Source organism: Streptomyces globosus, from assembly GCF_003325375.1.
Lineage (GTDB): Bacteria > Actinomycetota > Actinomycetes > Streptomycetales > Streptomycetaceae > Streptomyces > Streptomyces globosus_A.
On record NZ_CP030862.1, the window covers coordinates 4,914,272 to 4,935,773 of the forward strand.

20 protein-coding genes and 1 tRNA gene are annotated in these 21,502 nt (G+C 74.4%); 12 read left to right on the forward strand and 9 right to left on the reverse strand.

Translation table 11 applies throughout. The features are described 5' to 3' along the window. Window positions 1-124 precede the first annotated feature (124 nt). The gene (locus C0216_RS21800) at window positions 125-1,450 is read right to left on the reverse strand and encodes a M20/M25/M40 family metallo-hydrolase (protein ID WP_114056912.1); all 1,326 of its coding nucleotides are present in this window, start codon (window positions 1,448-1,450) and stop codon (window positions 125-127) included. A 171-nt stretch (window positions 1,451-1,621) separates the two neighbouring features. Between C0216_RS21800 and C0216_RS21805 the strand changes: the two genes are divergently transcribed. Then, window positions 1,622-1,709: transfer RNA gene (locus C0216_RS21805), tRNA-Leu, on the forward strand. Between the two features lie 146 nt (window positions 1,710-1,855). On the opposite strand, the gene C0216_RS21810 is transcribed toward C0216_RS21805, so the two are convergent. From C0216_RS21810 to C0216_RS21820, 3 genes are all read right to left on the reverse strand, one after another. Continuing rightward, window positions 1,856-3,292, reverse strand: coding sequence for an amino acid permease (locus tag C0216_RS21810; RefSeq protein ID WP_114056913.1), 1,437 nt, complete (start codon window positions 3,290-3,292; stop codon window positions 1,856-1,858). Window positions 3,293-3,523: 231 nt separating this feature from the next. Continuing rightward, the gene (locus tag C0216_RS21815; protein WP_114056914.1) at window positions 3,524-5,068 is read right to left on the reverse strand and encodes an APC family permease; all 1,545 of its coding nucleotides are present in this window, start codon (window positions 5,066-5,068) and stop codon (window positions 3,524-3,526) included. A 105-nt stretch (window positions 5,069-5,173) separates the two neighbouring features. Continuing rightward, window positions 5,174-6,121 (reverse strand): hypothetical protein, encoded by a 948-nt coding sequence (locus C0216_RS21820; protein ID WP_114056915.1) that lies wholly within the window; start codon window positions 6,119-6,121, stop codon window positions 5,174-5,176. 230 nt (window positions 6,122-6,351) lie between these two features. Between C0216_RS21820 and C0216_RS21825 the strand changes: the two genes are divergently transcribed. After that, complete coding sequence (locus tag C0216_RS21825) at window positions 6,352-6,777, forward strand: ASCH domain-containing protein (protein WP_114056916.1); 426 nt, start codon at window positions 6,352-6,354, stop codon at window positions 6,775-6,777. A 36-nt stretch (window positions 6,778-6,813) separates the two neighbouring features. Here the strand turns inward: C0216_RS21825 and C0216_RS21830 are convergent, their stop codons facing one another. After that, window positions 6,814-8,469: an FAD-binding dehydrogenase gene (locus C0216_RS21830; RefSeq protein WP_114056917.1), complete on the reverse strand. Its 1,656-nt coding sequence runs from the start codon at window positions 8,467-8,469 to the stop codon at window positions 6,814-6,816. 84 nt (window positions 8,470-8,553) lie between these two features. Between C0216_RS21830 and C0216_RS21835 the strand changes: the two genes are divergently transcribed. The 7 genes from C0216_RS21835 to C0216_RS21865 all read left to right on the forward strand — a co-directional run bounded on the left by C0216_RS21835 (window position 8,554) and on the right by C0216_RS21865 (window position 13,778). Next, complete coding sequence (locus C0216_RS21835; protein ID WP_114056918.1) at window positions 8,554-9,084, forward strand: NUDIX hydrolase; 531 nt, start codon at window positions 8,554-8,556, stop codon at window positions 9,082-9,084. Window positions 9,085-9,182: 98 nt separating this feature from the next. Next, a complete protein-coding gene (locus tag C0216_RS21840) occupies window positions 9,183-9,584 on the forward strand; it encodes a YidH family protein (protein WP_114056919.1) in 402 nt (133 codons plus the stop codon). Further along, entirely contained in the window at window positions 9,581-9,910 is a 330-nt protein-coding gene (locus tag C0216_RS21845; RefSeq protein WP_114056920.1) for a DUF202 domain-containing protein, read from the forward strand. Before C0216_RS21840 ends, C0216_RS21845 begins: the two co-directional genes overlap by 4 nt. 89 nt (window positions 9,911-9,999) lie before the next feature. Continuing rightward, entirely contained in the window at window positions 10,000-10,296 is a 297-nt protein-coding gene (locus C0216_RS21850) for a hypothetical protein (protein WP_114056921.1), read from the forward strand. Window positions 10,297-10,398: 102 nt separating this feature from the next. Continuing rightward, window positions 10,399-11,310 carry an MBL fold metallo-hydrolase gene (locus C0216_RS21855; RefSeq protein WP_114056922.1) on the forward strand — a complete coding sequence of 304 codons (912 nt, stop codon included), beginning with the start codon at window positions 10,399-10,401 and terminating at the stop codon, window positions 11,308-11,310. A gap of 195 nt (window positions 11,311-11,505) precedes the next feature. Further along, entirely contained in the window at window positions 11,506-12,546 is a 1,041-nt protein-coding gene (locus C0216_RS21860; RefSeq protein ID WP_114056923.1) for a phosphotransferase family protein, read from the forward strand. Between the two features lie 11 nt (window positions 12,547-12,557). Further along, a complete protein-coding gene (locus tag C0216_RS21865; RefSeq protein WP_114056924.1) occupies window positions 12,558-13,778 on the forward strand; it encodes an acyl-CoA dehydrogenase family protein in 1,221 nt (406 codons plus the stop codon). A 9-nt stretch (window positions 13,779-13,787) separates the two neighbouring features. Here C0216_RS21865 and C0216_RS21870 read toward each other — a convergent pair whose 3' ends face one another. The 3 genes from C0216_RS21870 to C0216_RS21880 all read right to left on the reverse strand — a co-directional run bounded on the left by C0216_RS21870 (window position 13,788) and on the right by C0216_RS21880 (window position 17,005). Beyond that, entirely contained in the window at window positions 13,788-14,393 is a 606-nt protein-coding gene (locus tag C0216_RS21870; protein ID WP_114056925.1) for a TetR/AcrR family transcriptional regulator, read from the reverse strand. A gap of 84 nt (window positions 14,394-14,477) precedes the next feature. Beyond that, window positions 14,478-16,247: a class I adenylate-forming enzyme family protein gene (locus tag C0216_RS21875; RefSeq protein ID WP_428985448.1), complete on the reverse strand. Its 1,770-nt coding sequence runs from the start codon at window positions 16,245-16,247 to the stop codon at window positions 14,478-14,480. Continuing rightward, window positions 16,232-17,005, reverse strand: a complete 774-nt coding sequence (locus tag C0216_RS21880) for an SDR family oxidoreductase (protein ID WP_114056926.1) — start codon at window positions 17,003-17,005, stop codon at window positions 16,232-16,234. Before C0216_RS21880 ends, C0216_RS21875 begins: the two co-directional genes overlap by 16 nt. A 95-nt stretch (window positions 17,006-17,100) precedes the next feature. On the opposite strand from C0216_RS21880, the gene C0216_RS21885 reads away from it, so the two are divergent. The 3 genes from C0216_RS21885 to C0216_RS21895 all read left to right on the forward strand — a co-directional run bounded on the left by C0216_RS21885 (window position 17,101) and on the right by C0216_RS21895 (window position 20,705). After that, window positions 17,101-18,393, forward strand: coding sequence for an exo-beta-N-acetylmuramidase NamZ family protein (locus C0216_RS21885; RefSeq protein WP_114056927.1), 1,293 nt, complete (start codon window positions 17,101-17,103; stop codon window positions 18,391-18,393). Window positions 18,394-18,475: 82 nt separating this feature from the next. Further along, entirely contained in the window at window positions 18,476-19,879 is a 1,404-nt protein-coding gene (locus tag C0216_RS21890) for a serine-threonine protein kinase (RefSeq protein ID WP_246042649.1), read from the forward strand. 148 nt (window positions 19,880-20,027) lie between these two features. Continuing rightward, window positions 20,028-20,705: a hypothetical protein gene (locus C0216_RS21895; protein ID WP_114056928.1), complete on the forward strand. Its 678-nt coding sequence runs from the start codon at window positions 20,028-20,030 to the stop codon at window positions 20,703-20,705. Window positions 20,706-21,010: 305 nt separating this feature from the next. Here C0216_RS21895 and soxR read toward each other — a convergent pair whose 3' ends face one another. Beyond that, window positions 21,011-21,454, reverse strand: coding sequence for a redox-sensitive transcriptional activator SoxR (gene soxR, locus C0216_RS21900; protein ID WP_114056929.1), 444 nt, complete (start codon window positions 21,452-21,454; stop codon window positions 21,011-21,013). Between the last annotated feature and the right edge of the window lie 48 nt (window positions 21,455-21,502).

The window sequence follows — 21,502 nt, forward strand, 5'->3', positions numbered from 1 at the left end:
CTCCTAGTAGGCAATGCGGTCCCAGCCGCGGACCGCACCACCTGTAACGAGGAGGGATCACCGGGGCTACGAGCGTATGAGCGCATTCACTCTTCCCGGTGGTCTGTGCACACCTTCGCGATTCTCAGCAGTTGTCAATGAATCGGTCGAGGACCCGCACGCCGAACTTCAGCCCGTCGACCGGCACCCGCTCGTCCACGCCGTGGAACATGCCGGCGAAGTCCAGCTCGGGCGGCAGCTGGAGCGGCGCGAAGCCGAAGCAGCGGATGCCGAGGTCGTCGAAGGACTTGGCGTCCGTACCGCCGGAGAGCATGTACGGGACGGCGCGCGCGATCGGGTCCTCCGCCTTGAGTGCGCCCTGCATGGCATCCACGAGCCGGCCGTCGAAGTCGGTCTCCAGGGCCCGGTCCCCGTGGACGTCCTCCCGCTTCACACGAGGCCCGAGGATGCGGTCGAGGTCGGCGAAGAACTCGTCCTCGTAGCCGGGCAGGAAGCGGCCGTCGACGTGCGCGGTGGCCTGGCCGGGGATGACGTTGACCTTGTAGCCGGCGCCGAGCATCGTCGGGGCGGCCGAGTTGCGCAGCGTCGCGCCGACCATTTTCGCGATGCCGCCCAGCTTGGCGAGGGTGGCGTCCATGTCGTCCGGGTCGAGGGGGGTGCCCAGCGCGTCGGACAGCTCGTCCAGGAAGGACCGCACCGTCTTGGTGACGCGGACCGGCCACTGGTGCCGGCCGAGCCGCCCCACGGCCTCGCACAGCTCCGTGATCGCGTTGTCGGTGTTCGTCATGGAGCCGTGGCCCGCAGTGCCCTCCACGGTCAGGCGCATCCAGTGCATGCCCTTCTGGGCCGTCTCGACGAGGTAGAGGCGCAGGTTCTCGTTGACGGTGAAGGAGAAGCCGCCGACCTCGCCGATCGCCTCGGTGACGCCCTCGAAGAGCCCGGGGTGGTGGTCGACCAGGTGGCGGGCGCCGTACACGCCGCCCGCCTCCTCGTCGGCGAGGAACGCGAGGACGATGTCGCGCGGCGGCTTGCGGCCGCTGCGCAGGCGGTCGCGGACGACGGCCAGCGTCATCGCGTCCATGTCCTTCATGTCGACGGCGCCGCGGCCCCAGACGCAGCCGTCGGCGATCTCCCCGGAGAACGGGTCGTACGTCCAGTCGGCGGCGTTGGCCGGGACGACGTCGGTGTGCCCGTGGATCAGCAGGGCGGGCCGCGAGGGGTCCTCCCCCTCGATGCGGGCCACGGTCGAGGCCCGGCCCTTGTGGGACTCGAAGATCTGCGGCTCCAGGCCGACCTCCGCGAGCTTCTCGGCGACCCACTCGGCGGCCTTGCGCTCACCGGGGCCCGAGTGGTCCCCGTAGTTGCTCGTGTCGATCCGGATGAGGTCCCGGCAGAGGTCGACGACCTCGTCCTCTCCGGAGACGGTCCTGCCCGCGCTCGACTCGCTCACGCTGCTTCCTCCCACTGATCAGTACCGACGGCTGCGCCTCCCCATCCTCCCGCGCCGGCCCGCCGCACCCAAGGGCGATCCCCGGCCGCAGGGGGTGTGATCGGGCCCCCTGAATGTTTGGTAATGTTTTCCACGTCGGAACGGCCGAGCGGCCGGGAAGACAGACACCTTGTCCGGGTGGCGGAATGGCAGACGCGCTAGCTTGAGGTGCTAGTGCCCTTTATCGGGCGTGGGGGTTCAAGTCCCCCCTCGGACACCACGGGAAGACCCCCGCTTCGGCGGGGGTCTTCTTTCTGTTGTTCCGGGGTCGGCGGACGGGGAGAGCCCGCGTGCGGCAGGCGGGGACGCCGGCCTGCAACGCGGAAGGACCCCGCCGTCGGGCGGGGTCCTTCGGAGGCGGGGGTGTCAGCGGCCGGCGGCGATCTTCGCCACGCGGCGGCGGACCAGGAACCAGCCGACGACCAGCATCGCGCCGATCACGGGGACGCACATGACCGTGGTGCGGCCCACGCCGCCGTCGCACCACATCAGCACGAGCACGGTGAACAGGAACACCAGGGTGATGATCTGGGTGTACGGGGACCAGGGCAGGCGGTAGGCGGGCCGCTCGACCAGGCCCTGCCGGGAGCGCTGCCAGAACAGCAGCGAGCAGAGCATGACCATGCCCCAGGTGCCGAGGATGCCGAGCGAGGCGAAGTTCAGGACGAGCTCGAAGGCGTCCTTCGGCATCAGGTAGTTCAGGCCGACGCCGGCGAGGCCGAAGGCCGCGGTGAACAGGACGCCGCCGTAGGGGACCTTGCCCTTGTTCATGCGGCCGGTGAACTTCGGGGCGGAGCCGGACATGGCCATCGAGCGCAGGATGCGGCCGGTGGAGTACAGGCCGGAGTTCAGGCTCGACAGGGCGGCGGTCAGCACGACGAGGTTCATGATGCCGGCGGTGCCGGGGATGCCGAGCTTGTCGAAGACCGTGACGAAGGGGCTCTGGTCGGCGGAATACGCGGTGTACGGCAGGAGCATCGCCAGCAGGACGACCGAGCCGACGTAGAACAGGCCGACGCGCCACATGATCGAGTTGATCGCCTTCGGCATGATCTTCTCGGGGTTCTCGGTCTCGCCGGCGGCGACGCCGCACAGCTCGACGGAGGCGTACGCGAAGACGACGCCCTGGACCACCAGGAGCATCGGCAGGACGCCGGACGGGAAGAGGCCGCCGTTGTCGGTGATCGTCGACAGGCCCGGGGTGTGGCCGCCGATGTCGTGGCTCGTGGCGACCAGGTAGATCGCGACGATCAGGAAGATCACCAGGGCTGCGACCTTGACCAGCGAGAACCAGAACTCCATCTCGCCGAAGTACTTCACCGAGATCAGGTTCGCGGTCAGGACGACGGCGAGCGCGATGAGGGCGAGCACCCACTGGGGGACGGAGGTGAACATCGACCAGAAGTGCGCGTAGGTCGCGGCGGCCGTGATGTCCGCCACGGTGGTGGTCGACCAGTTCAGGAAGTACAGCCAGCCGGCCGTGTAGGCGCCCTTCTCCCCCATGAACTCGCGCGCGTACGAGACGAACGCGCCGGAGGACGGGCGGTACAGGACGAGCTCGCCAAGCGCGCGGACGACGAAGAACGCGAAGATGCCGCACACGGCGTAGGCGATGGCCAGGGACGGTCCCGCACCGGCGAGCCTGCCGCCCGCGCCGAGGAACAGGCCGGTGCCTATCGCCCCGCCGATGGCGATCATGTTGATGTGGCGGGACTTGAGGTCCTTGCTGTAACCCTCGTCACCTGCGTCGACGTGACTGGAGGACGCCGTGGCCGGGGCCTCGGTCAAGGTGCGGTCACTCATATGGGACTTCGCCTTCGTGGGTGGGACAGGCATGGCGGACCGCCCCACAAGGGACTCGGGTGGTGTCACCTGTGCGGGGGTCCGGGAGTTTTTGTCGCCATAGGAGACCATGAGCGTCGGCCGTGGCCAAAACCAGGCCCCGCAGACGAAGGCCCCCGACGACCTTGGAAACGGTCGTCGGGGGCCTCGTGCAGGGCTGAAAGCGAGGGCGCCAGGCCCTGCGGAGCGGGATCAGGTGCGGGGCGCCGTCCCGGCCGCCTGGTCGAGGCGGAAGGCCTCGTTGCCGAGGCCGATCCGGGCGTGCACCTCGGGGCGGCGTACGCGCAGCACGGCGCCGTACGCGAGGCCGCCGACGGCCGCGAGGCCGATGACCGCGGGCAGCAGCCAGCCGAGGACCGAGCCCTCCCCGGCGCCGACGAGGACGCCGAAGTCCTTCACCGTGTACACGGCGATGCCGAGCAGGGCGGTGCCGGCGAGCCCGGCGGCGACGAGCCGCCACAGCTGGGCGCCCGCGGTGCCCCGGCGGACGAAGAAGGCGATCACGGCGAACGAGGCGGCCGACATGAGGAGCGTCACACCGAGGGCGCCGACGCTGCCCATCCACGTGAACAGGTGCAGCACCGGCGCGGTGGGGTCGCCGACCGGGTTGTCGTCGGTGACGGCGAAGGCGAGGACGACGAGGGCGGCCACGACGGTCTGCATCAGCGAGCCGGTGGCGGGCGCCCCGGTGCCGGGGTTGGTCCGGCCGAAGGCGGCCGGGAGCAGTCCCTCGCGGCCCATGGCGAAGGCGTAGCGGGCGACCACGTTGTGGAAGCTGATCATGGCCGCGAAGATGCCGCTCACGAACAGGACGTGCAGGACGTCGGTGAAGGTGCCGCCGAGGCGGGCCTCGGTGAGCTGGAAGAGCAGGCCGGGACCGGCCTCCGCGGAGGCCTTGACGACCTCGGAGGGGCCGGTGGCGACGGTGAGGGCCCAGGAGCTCACCGCGAAGAAGAGGGCGACGAAGCCGACGGCGAGGAACATGACGCGGGAGACGACGATGTGCGGCCGGCTGGTCTCCTCGGCGTAGACCGGGGACTGCTCGAAGCCGACGAACGCGGCGATGCAGAAGCACAGGGCGGTGCCGAGGCCCGCCCCGCCGAGGGCGGCCGGGTCGAAGGCGTGCAGCGAGACGCCCTCGGGGCCGGGCTCGGCGAGGGCGGCGACGTCGAAGATGACGACGAGGACGCACTCGATCAGAAGCAGGGCGCCGAGGACGCGGGCGTTCAGGTCGATCTTCAGCCAGCCGAGCCCGCCGGTCACGGCGACGGCGGCCAGGGCGGGGATCCACCAGGCGAGCTCGGTGTCCAGATAGGTGGCGAAGAGGCCGGAGACCTCGAAGCCGAGGATGCCGTAGACGCCGACCTGCATCGCGCTGTACGCGACGAGGGCGACGAGCGAGGCGCCGGTGCCTGCGGTGGGGCCGAGGCCGCGGGCTATGTACGCGTAGAAGGCGCCGGCGTTGTGGACGTGCCGGCTCATCTCCGCGTAGCCGACGCTGAAGAGGGCGAGCACGAGGCCGAGGATCACGAAGAGCAGCGGCTGTCCGACGATGCCCATCACGCCGAACGTGGTGGGCATCACGCCGGCGACGACCATGAGCGGGGCGCTCGCGGCCAGTACGGAGAGCAGCAGGCCGGCGGTGCCGAGGCGGCCGGCGCGCAGGGCGCGGTCCTGGCCCTTGTAGGTCCGGATCTCGGGCGGGGTGCCGAGCGCGGTGGATCTGCCCGTCGCCATGCGGGTGTCCTTTCGGGGGGAAGGTCGAGCAGGGGGGGTCGAGCGGGGCCGTGCAGGGTGGTGCGGTGCGCGGGGGTGGTGGTGCGGCGCGCCCGGCGGGGGTGGTCAGGCGGTGCCGAGCGCGGCGCTGCGCGCCGCGAGGAAGGCTTTCTGCGGGTCGAGGTCCGGGTAGGACCAGGGGGCCGGGGTGGCGTGGCTGCCGATGCGGTGGAAGAGGGCGGCGGCCTCGGCGGGCCGGCCCTCGCACAGCTTGGCGTGGGCGAGGAAGTTCAGGTCGACGCGGTTGCGGGGGTGGTCCTCCCGCTCCCATTCCAGCCACCAGTCGAACGCGGAGCGCAGCACCTGGCGGGCCCGGCGGTTCGACCAGTGCGCGGCGGCGCTGTCGGGGCCGGCGCCGTGGACGGCAGCCAGGACCCGGTAGCGCTCGGCGTGCGCGATGACCGGGAGGACGGCCAGCGGGGAGTCGGCCGGGGACTCCTCGGCGGCCCAGGCCGCGAAGTCGTACACCTCGTGGAGGGGGTCCTGTCCGGCGGCCGGTGCGTGCTCGGCGAGGCGGGCGACCATGAGGTGGTGGGCGTGGTGGTGCTCCCGGTGGCGGGCGCGCACCTGGTCGAAGTGGCGGCTGAACTCCTCCTGGGAGCCGTAGGCGCGGGAGAGCATGAGCAGCCCGAGCCAGGGCGTCGGGTCGGCCGGCAGGAGTGCGGCGGCGCGGTGGCAGGCCTCCTCGGCGGCCTCCGGGGTGCCCTTGCGGCGGAGGGCGGCGAAGACGGAGGCGCAGGCGAGGAGGGTGGCGGCGTCGGCGCTCTCGGGTTCGGCGAGCAGCCATTCGCGGGCCCAGGCCAGGGCGGCGGGGGTCTCGGCGAGGACGACGACGCGGTGGCCGCGGCGGTCCCAGTCGTCGCCGGTGCCGGCCAGGAGGGCGCGTGCCTTGGCCCACCTGCCCTGGGTGAACCGGGCGCGCACGTCGACCAGTTCGGTGTCGCAGAGGGCCGGGTCGAAGAGCTGGGCGTCCCGCTTGCGGGTGCGGCCGAGGGGCGGCGGAGGCGGGGACATCCGCGGATTTCCCTCCAGGACACGGGCGCGGTGACGGGCTGACGGACGGTGGACGTGACGGGAACGGCTGGAATGATCACGCACAGCAAACCGGTAGGCACAGCTCCGAGTCAAGGTCCGGTCCGCCGGGTGGCGTGTTTCAACTGGTGCGGTGCGGCCGATAGTTGGGGGCGGACCGGCGCGGTCCGGCGCGGTCCGGCCGGGCGGCGGGCGGGCCGTAGGGTGGGCCCATGGAGACGCATGAGGGGCTGCCCCCGTACCTGCTCGGGTTCCCCGGGCCGCTGCGCGACGCGCTGGTGGCGGCCGTGCTGAGCGGGGCGAAGACCACGACGACGGGGCTGCTGGCCGCGTACGAGGCGGAGGGCGAGCCCCTTCCCGCGGCGGGCGACCGGGCGGTCCTCGTCGACTCCGGGGAGCGCCCGGTGGCCGTGGTGGAGGTGGCGGAGGTGCGGGTGCTGCGGCTCGCCGACGTGGACCTGCGGCACGCCGTGGACGAGGGCGAGGGGTACGGGTCAGTGGCCGAATGGCGTGCGTCCCACGAGCGGTTCTGGCACGGCGAGGAGATCCGTACGGTGCTGGGCGACCCGGACCACACGGTCGGCGACGACACCCTCGTCGTCGCCGAGCGGTTCCGGGTGGTCTCCCGCCTGTCCTGAGCCCCGCCGCGGCGGCCGGCCCGGCAGCCCGGGGGGTCAGCCCACGGCGGCGGCCGCCGCCCGGCCGGCGGCGCGGCCCGAGAAGAGGCAGCCGCCGAGGAAGGTGCCCTCCAGGGCGCGGTAGCCGTGGACGCCGCCGCCGCCGAACCCGGCCGCCTCCCCGGCCGCGTACAGGCCGGGCAGCGGCTCGCCGGAGTCGGTGAGGACGCGCGAGGACAGGTCGGTCTCCAGGCCGCCGAGGGACTTGCGGGTCAGGATGGACAGGCGTACGGCGATCAGCGGGCCTGCGGCGGGGTCGAGGATGCGGTGCGGGGCTGCGGTGCGGACCAGCCGGTCGCCGAGGTACCTGCGGGCGCCGTGGACGGCGGTGACCTGGAGGTCTTTGGTGAAGGGGTTGGCGATCTCCCGGTCGCGGGCGGTGACCTCGCGGCGGACGGTGTCCTCGTCGAGCAGGCCGAGGCCGGTGACGGCGTTCATGCCGCGCACGAGGGCGGGCAGGCTGCGCTCGACGACGAAGTCCGCTCCGCGGTCCATGAAGGCCTGGACCGGCCCCGGTACGGCCTGCCGGGCCCGGTCGACGACACCGCGCACGGACCTGCCGGTCAGGTCGGGGTTCTGCTCGGAGCCGGAGAGCCCGAACTCCTTGCCGATGATGCGGCGGTTGAGGACGAACCAGGTGTGGTCGTGGCCGGTCCGCATGATGTGGTCGAGGGTGCCGAGGGTGTCGAAGCCGGGGAAGAGCGGTACGGGCAGCCGCCGGCCGGTGGCGTCCAGCCAGAGCGAGGAGGGGCCGGGGAGGATGCGGATGCCGTGGCGGGCCCAGATCGGGTCCCAGTTGGCGATGCCCTCGGTGTAGTGCCACATGCGGTCCTTGTTGACGTGGCGGGCGCCGGCGTCCTCGGCGACGCCCAGCATCAGGCCGTCCACATGGGCGGGGACGCCGCAGAGCATGCGCTCCGGCGGGGTGCCGAGCCGGTCCGGCCACTGCTTGCGGACGAGGTCGTGGTTGCCGCCTATCCCGCCGCTGGCCACGATCACCGCCTGGGCGCGCAGCGAGAAAGCGCCGACCGGCTCGCGGCTGCTGGCGCAGCCCCGTGCGGCGGAGGACGGCTCCAGGATCTCGCCGGTGACGGTGTCGAGCGCGCCGGCGGTGCGGGAGAGCCCGGTGACGCGGTGGCGGAACAGCATCCGGACCCGGCCGCGGGCGGCGCCCTCGCGGACGCGGCGCTCGAAGGGCTCGACGAGGCCGGGGCCGGTGCCCCAGGTGATGTGGAAGCGGGGGACGGAGTTGCCGTGGCCGAGGGCGCCGTAGCCGCCCCGTTCGGCCCAGCCGACGACGGGGAAGAAGCGGACGCCGAGGCGGTGCAGCCAGGGCCGCTTCTCCCCGGCCGCGAAGTCGACGTACGCCTCGGCCCAGCGGCGCGGCCAGGCGTCCTCCTCGCGGTCGAATCCGGCGGTGCCGAGCCAGTCCTGGAGGGCGAGTTCGCGGCTGTCCTTGATGCGCATCCGGCGCTGTTCGGGGGAGTCGACGAGGAACAGGCCGCCGAAGGACCAGTGGGCCTGGCCGCCGGCCGACTGCGCGGGCTCCTGGTCGAGCAGGATCACGCTGCGGCCCGCGTCGGCGAGTTCGGCGGTGGCCGCGAGGCCCGCGAGGCCCGCCCCGATCACGATCACGTCTGCGTCGTACGCCATGCGAAGTCGCCCTCCGGTCGCCGGTGGGGCCGATCCTTTGCCACGGGGCGGCAAGCCGTCAATGGCGATGCTTGGATGGGCCGCATGGGTGCTGCAGACGAGGTGCTGGACGTGGTGGACCGCGACGACCGGGTGACGGGCCGGGCGCCGCGCGGCGAGGTGTACGCGCGGGGCCTGCTCCACCGGTGCGTGTTCGTGCTGGCCAGGGACGACCGGGGGCGGGTCTTCGTGCACCGGCGGACGGCGTCGAAGCTGGTCTTCCCCTCCCGCTACGACATGTTCGTGGGCGGGGTGCTCGGGGCGGGCGAGGACTACGCCTCGGCCGCGCTGCGGGAGGCGGAGGAGGAGCTCGGGGTGTCCGGGCTGGCCCGGCCGGAGCCGCTGTTCAAGTTCCTGTACGAGGGGCCGGGCGGGGGCTGGTGGTCGTACGTGCACGAGGTGCGCTGCGGCGGGCTGGAGGTGCGGCCGCAGGAGTCGGAGGTGGCCTGGCATGCCTGGCTGCCGGAGGACGAGCTGGAGGGCCGGATCGCGGACGGCTCCTGGCCGTGGGTGCCGGACGGGCTGGAGGCGTACCGGCGGCTGCGCGCCTTCCGGGAGGGCGGGGAGCGGGGCTGACGGGCGGGGCGGGGCGGGGAGTGGGGCGGGCCGGGGGCCTGCGGCGGGCGGGGCCCGCGGCGCGCGGCGGTCCGGGGGCGGGACGTAGATTTGGCCGGGTGATCGATTTCGGGAGGGCGGCCCGCCTGTGGTGGGCGCCGCAGCGGGTGCGCGAGGAGGGCGAGCAGCCCGACTACCGGTTTTCCCTGGCCAACGAGCGGACGTTCCTGGCCTGGGTCCGGACCGCGCTCGCGCTGATCGGCGGCGGCTTCGCCGTGGACCAGTTCCTGCCGGACCTGCGCTGGGGCGTGCGCGTCGGCATGGCGCTCGCCCTGCTGGCCGTGGGCGCGGCGTGCGCGCTGCGGGCTGTCAACCACTGGCTGCGGTGCGAGGCGGCGATGCGGCGCGGCGAGGACCTGCCGGTGTCCCGGTTCCCCGTGCTGCTGGGGGTGGGCGTCGGGCTGGTCGCGGCGGTGATGGTCGTGGTGGTGCTGTTCGGCTGGACGGACGGCGGGGCGTGAGCCCCGTACGCCCCTCCCCCGCCGCGGAGCGCGATGCGGGGCTCCAGCCGGAGCGGACCCGGCTCGCGTGGCGGCGTACGACGCTGGCCTGCTCGGTGGCGGCGGTCCTCGGGGTGCGGCAGGCGCTGCGCGGGGGCGGGGCCGCGGGGGAGGCGGCCGAGGTGGTGCTGATCGTGCTGGTGTGGCTGGTGTTCCTGGTGGTGGCGCACCGGCGGATGCGGGAGCTGGCCGCGGCCCGGCCGCCGGGGCTGGCGCCGCGCGCGGCATCGGGGGTGGTGGCGTGCACGGTGGCGCTGGCTGCGCTGGCGGTGGCGGTCGTCCTCTGAGGCGCCGGGACCGTCCGGTCGGCGGATCACACCCACGCCGTCGCGGACATAACGGGCAATAGTTGACTTTCAGGGCTAGCCTCAGCGGCATGACCACCCTGCACCACGAGCACATCGAGCACGCCCACGCCCACGGGCCGGGCTGCGGGCACACCGCCGTCGAGCACGGCGACCACCTCGACTACGCGCACGACGGGCACCTGCACCGCGAGCACGCCGGCCACTGGGACGAGTGCGAGGCCCGCGGCCACACCCCGCACGACGGCCACGAGCACGCGCACGGCGCGGAGTGCGGGCACACCGCCGTCAGACACGGCGACCACCTGGACTACCTGCACGACGGCCACCGCCACGCCGCGCACGACGGCCACTACGACGACCACTGACGGACGAAACCCCCCGCACCGCTGCGCACCCCTCCCTCCCCCGGCCGCCGGGCGGCTGGCAGGATGCCGACTGCCCGTCACCGCGACCAGGGGAGAGCGCACATGACCGCCGAACCGCCCTACACCGTCCGCCTCGCGGACGGCGTGTACGCCTACGTACAGCCGGACGGCGGCTGGTGCCTGAACAACGCCGGCTTCGTCAGCGGCGGCGGCCGCACCCTGCTCGTCGACACCGCCGCCACCGAGCGGCGGGCGCTGGCCCTGCGGGACGCGGTCGCCGCCGCCGGGGTGCCGCTGCCGCGCACGGTGGTCAACACCCACCACCACGGCGACCACACCTACGGGAACGGCGTCTTCGCCCCGGAGGCCCTCGTCCTCGGCCACGACAGTGCGCGGACCGAGCAGCTCGCCGCCGGGCACCAGCTGGAGCTGATCTGGCCGGGGACCGACTTCGGCGCCGTGGAGATCACCCCGCCCGACCTCACCTACAGCGACCGGATGACCCTCCACCTGGGCGAAACGGAGGTCCGGGTCATCCACCCCGGAGTCGCGCACACCACCGGCGACTCGGTCGTCTGGCTGCCGCGGCAGGGCGTGGTCTTCACCGGCGACCTGGTCTTCGCCGGGGGCACCCCCTTCCTGGCGATGGGTTCGCTGGCCGGATCGCTGCGGGCGCTGGAGCTCCTGCGCTCCCTCGGCGCGCAGACCGTCGTACCGGGGCACGGGCCGCTGACCGACCCGTCGGCGTACGACGCGACCGAGCGCTACCTGCGGTATGTGGAGGAGCTGGCCCGGGAGGGCCTGGCAAGGGGGCTCACCCCGCTGGAGGCCGCCCGGGAGGCGGACCTGGGCGAGTTCGCCGCCTGGCGGGAGGGCGAGCGCCTGGTGGCCAACCTGCACCGGGCGTACGCGGAGCTGGCCGGCGAGCCGGAGGGGGCGCCGCTGGACATCGTGGCGGTACTGACGGACATGACGGTGATGAACGGCGGGACGCCGATTCTCTGCCACGCCTGATGCGGGCCGGGGGGGGGCGGCCCGGCGCCGCCCCCGAGTTCCGGGGGGTCCTGGGGGTCCTGGGGGTCCTGGGGGTCCTGCACACTGGACGGCATACCGACTGGTCGGCATGATGGCTTCCGGCGATCACGGCCGCCCCGCCGCCGGCGCGGGCCGCCGTCCTCATCCGTCCCTCTCCGCACGGAGGTGCGCACCATGAGCCCAGCACCCGCCGGAGCCGCCCCCCGCGGCCTCGACCCGGAGCGGCTGCGTGCCCGCCTGGACCGCGACCTGCCGGGGCTGCTCTGCGGTCCGCTGCGGGGCCGGCTGATCGAGGGCGGCCGGTCGAACCTCACGTACGAGGTCACCGACGGTGCCTCCCGCTGGGTGGTGCGCCGTCCGCCGCTGGGGCACGTCCTGGCCACGGCCCACGACATGCGGCGGGAGCACCGGGTCATCGCGGCCTTGCACGGCACGGCGGTCCCGGTGCCCGAGCCGCTCCTGCTGTGCGAGGACGAGTCGGTGCTGGGCGCCCCGTTCTACGTGATGGAGTTCGTCGAGGGCGTCCCGTACCGGAGCGCGGAGCGGCTCGCCGCGCTCGGCCCGGAGCGCACCCGCAGCCTCGTCCTCGGCCTGGTCGACACGCTCGTCGACCTGCACGCGGTGGATCCCGGGGCGGTGGGCCTGGAGGACTTCGGCCGGCCGGAGGGCTTCCTGGAGCGGCAGCTGCGCCGCTGGGGCAGGCAGCTGGAGGCCTCCCGGGGGCGCGAGCTGCCCGGGATCGACGAACTGCGCGGCGCGCTCGCCCGCACGCTGCCCGGCTCCCCCGCGGCGACGGTGGTGCACGGGGACTTCCGCCTGGACAACGTGCTGGTCGGGGAGGACGGCGGCGACGTCCGGGCGGTCCTGGACTGGGAGATGTCCACGCTCGGCGACCCCCTGACCGACCTCGGCCTGCTGGTGATGTACAGCACCGACCTCGGGCTGGGCGACTCCCCCGTCAGCACGACGAGTTCCGCGCCCGGGCACCCCTCGCCCGCGGAGCTGGTCGAGCGGTACGCGGCCCGCTCCGGCCGGGATGCCGGCGCGATCGGCTGGTACACGGCGTTCGCCTGGTTCAAACTCGCCGTGATCCTCGAAGGCATCCACCGCCGCTACACGCTGGGGCAGACGGTGGGCGGGGGCTTCGACCGCATCGGCGAGCTGGTGCCGGTGTTCGTCGAGCACGGTCTGACCACACTCGACGAGGAAGGCTGAGGCACTCCCGCATGGATTTCGCATTCGACGCCCGGACCGAGGAACTCCGGACGCGGCTCCTCGCGTTCATGGAAGAGCACGTGTACCCGGCGGAGCCCGTTGCCGCCGAGCAGCGCGCGCGGCTGGCCTCGCCCTGGGACACCCCGCCCGTCTTCGGCGAGCTGAAGGCCGAGGCGCGCCGCCGCGGGCTGTGGAACCTCTTCCTGCCCGACGGGAAGTACGGGGCAGGGCTGACCAACCTCCAGTACGCCCCGCTGGCGGAGATCACCGGGCGCAGCCCGCACCTGGCGCCCCTGGCGGTGAACTGCGCCGCCCCGGACACCGGGAACATGGAGCTGCTCGCGCAGTTCGGCAGCGAGGAGCAGCGCAGGCAGTGGCTGGAGCCGCTGCTGGCCGGGAAGATCCGGTCGGCGTTCGCCATGACGGAGCCGGAGGTCGCCTCGTCGGACGCCTCCAACATCGAGACCCGCATCGAGCGCTCGGCGGACGGCTCCGCGTACACGGTGACGGGTCGGAAATGGTACATCTCGGGCGCCATGAACCCGGACTGCAAGGTGTTCATCGTGATGGGCAAGACCGACCCGGACGGGCCCGACCCGCGCCGCCGGCAGTCGATGCTGCTCGTCCCCCGCGACACCCCGGGCGTCGAGGTGCGGCGCGCCATGACGGTGTACGGGTACGCGGACCACGACCACGGCGGGCACGCCGAGGTCGTCTTCGACGGGGCCCGCGTACCGGCCGCGAACCTGATCGGCGAGGAGGGGGCCGGCTTCGCCATCGCCCAGGCCCGGCTCGGGCCCGGCCGCATCCACCACTGCATGCGGCTGATCGGGATGGCGGAGCGGGCGATCGAGCTGATGTGCCGGCGCGCGGTGGGGCGTACGGCCTTCGGCGGGGAGCTGGCCTCGCAGGGTGTCGTGCGGGGCTGGATCGCGGACGCCCGGGTGGCGGTGGAGCAGCTGCGGCTGCTCGTCCTGAAGACGGCCTGGCTCATGGACACCGTGGGCAACCGCGGCGCGCACACCGAGATCCAGGCCATCAAGATCGCGACGCCGCGGGCGGTGGTGCGCATCCTGGACGACGCGGTGCAGTTGCACGGCGCGGGCGGCGTCAGCCAGGACTTCCCGCTGGCCGAGCTGTGGGCGGCGGCCCGGACGCTGCGGCTGGCGGACGGGCCGGACGAGGTCCACCAGCGGTCGCTGGCACTGCGCGAGCTGAAGCCGTACCGCTGACGGGACCCGTCAGGGGCGCAGGGCCCGCAGCAGCAGGTCGGCGAGGTGGTCGGCGACCTGCTGCGGGGTGAGCGGCCCGTCGGCCCGGTACCAGGTGGACAGGTGGTGGACTGAGCCGAAGTGGTAGTCCACCACCAGGTCGGCGGGGGTGGCGGTGGAGAACACCCCGCTGCGCTGCCCCTCCTCGACGAGCGCGCGGAAGCGCTCGTGGTAGCGGCGGCGCTCGGCCCGCACCTGCTTGTGCTTCTCCGGGCTGAGCTGGTGCATCGACCGGAAGAAGATGGCCGCGTCGTCGAGGTTCTCGATGGTGGTCACGACGACGTCGGCGGCGGCCGCCCTCAGCCGCTCCTCGACGGGGGCGTCGGAGTCGGCGACGGCGTCGAGGCGCTGCTGCTGGAGGCGCAGCATGCGCGCGTACACCTCGTGCAGCAGGTCGTCCTTGGAGCCGAAGTAGTGGTAGAGGGCGCCCTTGGTGACCCCGGCCGCCTCGACGATCTCCTGGACGGAGGTCCGGTCGTAGCCGCGCTCGGCGAACAGCCGGGTGGCCACCGCCAGCAGCCGCTGCGGCACCGGGGTGTCGTGCATGCCCTCGGGCTCCGTCGTCCTGGCGGCCATGGCGCCGTCCTTCCTTCCTGTGTTCCGCGGCCGGTGCGGCCGGTGCGGCCGGTGCGGCCGGCAAGAGCCCGCCCTCGTGCGACCCTACGACTGTTTCCGGCCGCGGTCGCGCAGCTCCCGACGCAGGATCTTGCCACTCGTCGTCTTCGGCAGGACGGGCAGGACCTCCACTTCGCGCGGGTACTTGTAGGCGGCGATGCGGGCGCGGCAGTACGCGGACAGCTCGGCCGGCTCGGCGACGGCGCCGGGCAGCAGGCTCACGTACGCCTTGACGGTCTCCCCGCGGTAGGCGTCGGGAACGCCGACGACGGCGGCCTCCCGGACGGCCGGGTGCGTGTGGAGCACGTCCTCGACCTCCCGGGGCCAGACCTTGAACCCGGAGGCGTTGATCACGTCCTTCTTGCGGTCGACGACGTACAGCCAGCCGTCGGCGTCCATGAAGCCGACGTCGCCGGTGCGCAGCTCGCCGCCGGGGAAGGCCTCGGCGGTCGCCTCGGGGCGCCCCCAGTAGCCGTGCGCGAGCTGGGGACCGCGTACGGCGATCTCGCCGATCCGGCCGAGCGGGACCTCGGCACCGCTGCCGTCGACGATGCGGACGGCGGTGTCGGCGCCGGGCAGGCCGACGGAGAGGGTGCCGGAGGCCGGGTCGACGGGTGCGTCGAGGTGGACGGGGACGGAGGCGACAGCGGCGGTCGACTCGGTGAGGCCGTAGCCGTTGCGCAGCCGGATCCCGAAGCGGGCGCGGAGCCGCTCGACCAGGGCGGGCGGGACGGGAGCGCCGCCGGAGGAGACCACCTGGAACGAGGCGAAGTGGTCCCGGGTGGCGGAGGGGTGGGCGGCGAGCGCCGTGAAGGCGGTGGCCGGGCCGATGGTGTAGGCGGGGCGGTGTTCGAGGAAGGCGTCGAGGACGACTCCGGGCTCGAAGCGGTGGGCGAGGACCAGGGTGCCGGCGTTGGCCAGGCAGGCGCCGAGCTCGCACACCATGCCGGTGATGTGGAAGAGGGGGGCGAGGGCGAAGTAGGCGGCGCCCTCCGGGAGGGGGTGGCCGACGACCTGGCGGCGGGCGTTGTGCGTGAGGGCGCCGTGCGGGTTGACGGCGCCCTTGGGGGTGCCGCTGGTGCCGGAGGTGTAGCTGATGAGCGCGGGGTCGGCGGCGGTGAGGCCGGGGTCGGGCGGGGCCGGGAGGCCGCGGCGGGCCGTATGCGCGAGGTCCGCGACGGCGGGGGCGGGGGCGGCTGCGTCGGGGGCGGCTGCGTCGGGGGCGGCTGCGTCGGGGGCTGTGCCGAACACGCGGGCGTCGTCGCGGGACTGGAAGTCGCGGTCGCGGGCGGTCAGGACGGTGGTCACCGCGGTGTCGACGGCGGCAGCGCGCAGCTCGGCCGCCCAGGCGCTGTCCCCGCACACCAGGGCGGCGGCGCCGGAGTCGCGCAGGACGTGCCGCGCCTCCGCCTCCTTGTACATGGGGTTGACCGGGACGACGACGGCGCCGGCCTTCCAGGCGGCCAGGACGGCGAGCACGAAGTGCGGGGTGTTCTGCAGCGCGACGGCGACGCGGTCGCCGCGGCTGATGCCGCGGGCGGCGAGGTGGCCGGCGAGGGAGTCGCTGAGCGCGTCGGCCGCGGCGTAGTCGATGCGGCCGTCGAAGTAGGCGAGCGCCGTACGGCCGGGGGCGCGACCGGCCGCGGTACGGAACGCGTGCAGCAGGGTCGGCGGCGCGTCCAGCGGGGCGCGCTGGGCCGGGCTGAGCAGCCGCACCCAGGGGCGCGCGGCGTACGCGGAGGCCGGCGGCGTCGGCACGGCGGCCGGGGGGCGGGGTGCGGCGGTGGCGCGGGGTACGGTCACCGCTGCTCCCATGTCCGCTGGAGCCGGTTCATGCCGCGCAGCCAGCGGTCGGGGTCGGCGGCGCGTCCGGCGGCGTGCTGCGCCACCTCGGGGTGCGGGAGGATCAAGAACCGGCCCTTCTCCATGCCGTCGAACAGGGCGTCCGCGACCGCGTCCGGCTCGATCGCGGTCGGCGCGAGGACGAGTTCGCCCGCCGAGCCGGCGGCGGCGAGCATGTCGGTGCGGACTCCTTGCGGGCAGATGGCGTGGACGCGGACGCCGCGGTGGCGGTAGGTCAGCGAGAGCCACTCCGCGAAGGCGAGCGCACCGTGCTTGGTGACACTGTACGGGGCCGCTCCGATCATGGTGAGGAGACCGGCGGCGGAGACGGTCGAGACGAAGCGGCCGCTGCCGCGCTCCAGCCAGTGCGGCAGCAGCAGCCGGGCGGCGCGGACGTGGGCCATCACGTTGGTGTCCCAGGCGGCCTCCCACACGCCCTCGTCGGCGAAGGCGTCGCCGCCGGCGGCGATCCCGGCGTTGGCGCAGTAGACGTCCACCTCGCCGCCGAGGGCCTCGCGGGCTTCAGCGGCGACGGCCGACGCGTCGCCGGGCAGGGCGGTGGCGCAGTCGCCGATCGATGCGGCCACGGCGGCGGCCCTGTCCGAGTCGAGGTCGTTGACGACGACGGTCGCGCCGCGGGCGGCGAACCCGCGGGCGAGGGCGGCGCCGATGCCGCCGCCCGCGCCGGTGACGACGACTCGCTGGTCCTGGTACGCGCTCGCAACGCCCATGCTCACGGGATCACCTTTCACGGCCTGCCGGACATCCGGCAGACTAACCGGTCGGTATGTCGAGGTGGAAGGTCGCCGGGTCCTAGCGTGGCGGGATGAATCAGAGGCCGGGGCTGTCACGACGGGGGCTGTTGGGGCTGGCGGGAGCCGCGGGCGCGGGTGCGGGCGCGGCCCTCGTGCCTGGTGCCGGACCGGCCGGGGCGGTGGGGGCGGATGCGCGGGCGGCTCGGCGAGCCGAGCGGGTGCAGACGGGTTTCGAGCGGCTCGCCGCGGACGGCTACGCGCTCCTCGCCGGGCAGCGCGTGGGCGTGGTCACGAACCCCACCGGGATCACCGCCGACGCCCGCCACCTGGTGGACGTCCTGCACGCCGACGCGCGGGTCCGGCTCGTCGCCGTGTTCGGGCCGGAGCACGGCTTCCGCGGCACGGCGCAGGCGGGCGGCTCCGAGGGGCCCGGCCGCGACCCGGCGACCGGGCTCCCGGTGTACGACACGTACGGCGCGAGCGGGCAGCAGCTCGCCGACCTGTTCACGGCGGCCGGCGTGGACACCGTCGTCTTCGACATCCAGGACGTCGGGGCACGGTTCTACACCTACATCTGGACCCTGTACGACTGCATGCGCGCCGCCGCGCTGGCAGGCAAGGCGGTGGTCGTGCTGGACCGGCCCAACCCGGTCGGCGGGCGGCGGGCCGCGGGGCCGGTGCTGGAGCGGGCGTACGCCGGCTTCGTGGGGCGTGAGCCGATCGCGCTCGCGCACGGCATGACGGCGGCCGAGCTGGCGCTGCTGTTCAACGGGGAGTTCCTCGCGGCCTCTCCGGCCCGGCTGCACACGGTGCGGATGTCGGGGTGGCGGCGGGAGTCGTTCTTCGGGGAGACCGGGCTGCCCTGGCTTCCGCCGAGCCCGAACATGCCGACGCCGGACACGGCACTCGCGTACGCCGGGACCTGCCTGTTCGAGGGCACGAACCTGTCGGAGGGGCGCGGTACGGCCACTCCGTTCGAGGTGGTGGGCGCGGAGGGCGCGGACCGCCGGTGGGCGGAGGCGGCGGACGCGCTGGGGCTGCCGGGCGTGTGGTTCCGGGAGGCGTACTTCACACCGACCTTCTCCAAGCACGCGGGGAAGGTGTGCGGCGGGGTGCGGCTGGTGGTGCACGACCGGTCCGCGTTCGATCCGGTGCGCGCGGGCATCGGGCTGCTGGTGACGGCACGGCGGACCGTGAGCGGGTTCGCGTGGCGCGCGGACCACTGGATCGACCGGCTGGCCGGCTCGGACCGGGTCCGGCGGATGGTGGACGCCGGCGCCGGCGTCGAGGAGATCGCCGGCGACTGGGCGGCGGGGCTCGCCCGGTTCACGGCGCAGCGGGAGCAGTACCTCCTCTACCGCTAGGCCGTCGGCTGCACGGGTCTGGCCGGTGCGGGCGCGCGGCAGGATGCTGGACGCACCAACCAGCGGCGCGGAGGGGGCACCCATGGCGGCGGAAACGGAACCGGGAGCGGTAGCGGGGCGCCGAGCGGGGACGGCGGCAGCGGCAGCGGCGCACACGTACGAGGACGGCCACGCGGCCTCGCCGGGGAGGGCGCTCGCGGCCGCCGCGGTGGGCGTGTCCCCGTACGCGGAGCTCGTCTTCGACGCCCAGGGCGACCCCGATCCGGGCGGACTGCGGGCCGCGGCGGGCATCGACGCCACCGATCTGCTGGTCTTCGCGCACGGCTGGAACAGCGACCGGTCCACGTCGGTCCGCCTGTTCGAGCGCTTCTACGCTCCCTTCCCGGGGCTGGTGCGGCCCGGGGTACGGCTGGGGTACGCGGGAGTGGTCTGGCCGTCGATCCGCTTCCCGGACGAGCCGATCCCGGACTTCGAGTCCCTGATCGCGCCCGACGCACCCGGCCCCGGCCCCGCCGCCGGCTCGGCCCTGGACTTCGCGGCGCGCAGAGCCCTCGCGGGTTTCTGGCCCGGACACGGGGCGCAGCTGGACCGGGTGGCAGAACTGCTGGCCGCGCGGCCGGAGTCGGAGGAGGCCCTCGCCGAGTTCGGCCTGCTCGTACGGCAGCTGGCCGGGGTCGCCGGGACGGGGGCCGGCGACGCACCGGACCGCGGGGTCCCCGCCATTTTCGCCGGGGACGTACGCGAGGTGTGCCGGGCCCTCGCGGACGGCCTGGCGGAGGCGGCCGCGGGCCCGCCCGCACCGGGGCTCTCGGCGGCGGGCGACCGGCGTGCCCTGTGGGACGGCGCGAAGGAGCTGCTCCGGCAGGCGACGTACTACGAGATGAAGAAACGGGCCGGCGCGGTCGGCGAACGGGGGCTCGGGCCGGCACTCACCGAACTGGCGGCCCGAAGGCCGGGGCTGCGCATCCACCTGATCGGCCACAGCTTCGGCGCCCGGGTGGCGGCGTTCTCCCTGCGCGCCGTGCCTGCCGGGGCCCGCCACGTGAAGTCGCTGACCCTGCTGCAGGGCGCCTTCTCGCACTACGCGTTCGCCGACCGGCTCCCCCACGACACCCGGCGCGGCGGCGCCCTGCGCGGCCTGCAGCGCCGGGTCGACGGCCCCGTGGTGGCCTGCCACTCGAAGCACGACGCCGCGCTGCGGGTCTTCTACCCGCTGGCCTCCCGGATGGCAGGTGATTCGGCCGGTCTGCTCGGGTTCGACGCGCGGTGGGGCGCGATCGGTCACGGCGGGGTGCAGGCCGTCCCCGGAGCGGTGCGGCTCACCCTCGCGGCCGCCCTGCGGTCGGGGGTGCCGGCGTCCGGTTGCGTCAGCGTGGACGCCGCGTCGGTGGTCCGGCGCGGCGGTCCTCCTGCGGGGGCGCACAGCGACGTCTGCCACGCGGAGCTGGCACGCGTGGTGGTGGCCGCGGGGCGCATGGGGCGCTGACTTCCGGCCATGTGCCACCCGCACGCCTCGTCCGCCCCCGCATGCGCCTGCACCTGCCGGGGCATGTTGGGCACATCCCACGGTGCGTCGTCGTTCGAGGAGGTACGGCGCCGCGGTGTGGACGGCGCGAGGCGGAGGTGAGGGTGTGATGGCAGGTTTCCGGAGCCTGGCTTACCAGGTGCGTGATGCGCGCAACGACCTTGCCCTGCGGCGCCATTCGCTGCGCCGCTGCCTGGAGCGGTTCGCACCGTACGGGCACAGGGCGACCTGGTGGCATCTGTGCGACCGGCACGGGATCGCACCGGAGGACCGGGCGGCGGACCCGCAGCGGCTGGTCGCGGCGCTGGAGGAGCTGGAGGAGGCGCGGGCGGTCTGGCTCGCGTACGAGCGCCAGTTCGCGGAGCGGCGCCGGCGCGAGAAGCACGACGGGCTGCGCCGCCCCGAGTGGGCGTGGGGCGGCAGCGGGGACGCGGTGGTCCGGTGCGCGGACCCGGACGTGCGGCCGGCCGGGACGCTGGCGGAGGTGCTGCGGCGGCTGGTCGCGGCCCTGGAGTCGGAGCCGGGGACGTCCTGCCCGGTCTGCGGCGAGCGGGAACTGCACTGGCCTGCGCCGGTGCCCGCCCCGAGACGGGGGCGCGGGGCGGGCCGCGGTGCGGCGTGCGGGCGGCAGCCGGCGGGCCGCGGCAGCGGCCGCCGGCCCTGGGAGGGAGCATGGGCCTGGGACGGCCCGGTCTGCGCAGGCTGCGGCATCGTGGTGCCCAGACCCGCGCTCGCGGACTCGACCTGGGCCGCACCGCCGGCTTCCGCAGCGGCAGGAGCGGCGTAGGGCAGCCCTGGGGCGGTGCCGGCGACGCGGGCGGGCTACGCGCCCGCGGACGCCGGGCGGGCGGAGGGGGCGATGCGGGGCGCGGGGGTCTCCGCACCGCCCGCGGTGCGCACAGACACACCGGCCAATACGAACCCGCCGAACCGCCGTACCCGGCCCGTGCGCACCCGGCCCGGACGAACGCGCCCGGCGAGCACCCGGCTCATGAGCACCCAGCCGGCGCGGGTCCAGGCCGCGCGGCGCCTGAGCGCAGACGGCCGCGCAGCGCCGGGACTCCCTGCGGGCGGCACCCGGCAGGGGCGCGGCTACAGCCGGGAGCCGGTGAGCTTCTCGCCGAAGACGTCGTCGGGGTTGGACAGCGCGCAGTTCTGCAGCGAGAGGCAGCCGCAGCCGATGCAGTCCGCGAGGTGGTCCCGCAGCCGCAGCAGCTGGTTGATCCGCTCTTCGAGTTCGCCGCGCCACATCTCGGAAAGCCGCGCCCAGTCCTCACGGTTGGGGGTCCGCTCCTCGGGGAGCTGGGCGAGGGCGTCGCGGATGGCGGCGAGCGGGATCCCGACGCGCTGGGCGGCCCGTACGAAGGCGACGCGGCGCAGTGCGTCGCGGCTGTAGCGGCGCTGGTTGCCGGGGGTGCGCCGGCTGCTGATCAGGCCCTTGGACTCGTAGAAGTGGAGGGCGGAGACGGCCGCGCCGCTTCGGGCGGAAAGCTGGCCGACGGTGAGTTCGTGGATTTTCTCGGGAATCTGCGGCACCCGGCAGAGGGTAGTCGGCCACGCCGCGCTCCGTTGACATATACATGC

Coding starts and splice junctions, on each gene's coding strand:
- C0216_RS21810 (WP_114056913.1), bottom strand. CDS start 3,292: ATGAGTGACCGCACCTTGACCGAGGCCCCGGCCACGGCGTCCTCCAGT.
- C0216_RS21815 (WP_114056914.1), bottom strand. CDS start 5,068: ATGGCGACGGGCAGATCCACCGCGCTCGGCACCCCGCCCGAGATCCGG.
- C0216_RS21820 (WP_114056915.1), bottom strand. CDS start 6,121: ATGTCCCCGCCTCCGCCGCCCCTCGGCCGCACCCGCAAGCGGGACGCC.
- C0216_RS21825 (WP_114056916.1), top strand. CDS start 6,352: ATGGAGACGCATGAGGGGCTGCCCCCGTACCTGCTCGGGTTCCCCGGG.
- C0216_RS21830 (WP_114056917.1), bottom strand. CDS start 8,469: ATGGCGTACGACGCAGACGTGATCGTGATCGGGGCGGGCCTCGCGGGC.
- C0216_RS21835 (WP_114056918.1), top strand. CDS start 8,554: ATGGGTGCTGCAGACGAGGTGCTGGACGTGGTGGACCGCGACGACCGG.
- C0216_RS21850 (WP_114056921.1), top strand. CDS start 10,000: ATGACCACCCTGCACCACGAGCACATCGAGCACGCCCACGCCCACGGG.
- C0216_RS21855 (WP_114056922.1), top strand. CDS start 10,399: ATGACCGCCGAACCGCCCTACACCGTCCGCCTCGCGGACGGCGTGTAC.
- C0216_RS21860 (WP_114056923.1), top strand. CDS start 11,506: ATGAGCCCAGCACCCGCCGGAGCCGCCCCCCGCGGCCTCGACCCGGAG.
- C0216_RS21865 (WP_114056924.1), top strand. CDS start 12,558: ATGGATTTCGCATTCGACGCCCGGACCGAGGAACTCCGGACGCGGCTC.
- C0216_RS21870 (WP_114056925.1), bottom strand. CDS start 14,393: ATGGCCGCCAGGACGACGGAGCCCGAGGGCATGCACGACACCCCGGTG.
- C0216_RS21875 (WP_428985448.1), bottom strand. CDS start 16,247: ATGGGAGCAGCGGTGACCGTACCCCGCGCCACCGCCGCACCCCGCCCC.
- C0216_RS21880 (WP_114056926.1), bottom strand. CDS start 17,005: ATGGGCGTTGCGAGCGCGTACCAGGACCAGCGAGTCGTCGTCACCGGC.
- C0216_RS21885 (WP_114056927.1), top strand. CDS start 17,101: ATGAATCAGAGGCCGGGGCTGTCACGACGGGGGCTGTTGGGGCTGGCG.
- C0216_RS21890 (WP_246042649.1), top strand. CDS start 18,476: ATGGCGGCGGAAACGGAACCGGGAGCGGTAGCGGGGCGCCGAGCGGGG.
- C0216_RS21895 (WP_114056928.1), top strand. CDS start 20,028: ATGGCAGGTTTCCGGAGCCTGGCTTACCAGGTGCGTGATGCGCGCAAC.